Origin of the sequence: Paracoccus marcusii (genome assembly GCF_006151785.1) — a bacterium.
GTDB classification, from domain to species: Bacteria; Pseudomonadota; Alphaproteobacteria; order Rhodobacterales; family Rhodobacteraceae; genus Paracoccus; species Paracoccus marcusii.
On the sequence record NZ_VDDD01000286.1, the window covers coordinates 1 to 627 of the forward strand.

At 73.0% G+C, this 627-nt stretch carries 1 pseudogene; it reads left to right on the forward strand.

Annotation, left to right across the window (positions count from 1 at the left end):
• Window positions 1–627 (forward strand): annotated as a pseudogene (locus tag FHD68_RS18790) (thiamine/thiamine pyrophosphate ABC transporter permease ThiP); the annotation flags it as partial.

Here is a 627-nt window from a genome sequence, read left to right on the forward strand (position 1 = left end):
GCGCTGGCCGTGCCGGTGGCGCGCGCGCTGGCGCGGCGGCGGTTCCGGGGGCGCGGGCTGCTGGTCACGCTGCTGGGGGCGCCCTTCATCCTGCCGGTGATCGTGGCGGTCCTGGGCCTGATCGCGATCTTCGGGCGCAACGGCGCGCTGAACGGCGCGCTGGAAGCCTTGGGCCTGCCCGCCATCGGCATCTATGGCTGGCAGGGGGTGATCCTGGCGCATGTGTTCTTCAACCTGCCACTGTCGGTGCGGCTGATCCTGCAGGGCTGGCAGGCGATTCCCGCCGAACGCTTCCGGCTGGCCGCGTCCTTGGATTTCGCGCCCCGCGACATCGCCCGCCATCTGGAGCGTCCGATGCTGCGCGGCGTGCTGCCCGGTGTCTGGCTGGCGGTGTTCCTGGTCTGCCTGACCTCGTTCACGGTGGCGCTGGCCCTGGGCGGGGGACCGCGCGCCACGACGGTGGAGCTGGCCATCTATCAGGCGTTCCGCTTCGATTTCGATCTGGGGCGCGCGGCGGCCTTGGGGATGGTGCAGATCGCCATCTGCATCGGGGCGGCGGCGCTGGCCGCCCGCGTTGCCGTTCCGGCCGGGTTCGGCGCAGGGCTGGACGCGGTGGGCGGGCCGCCC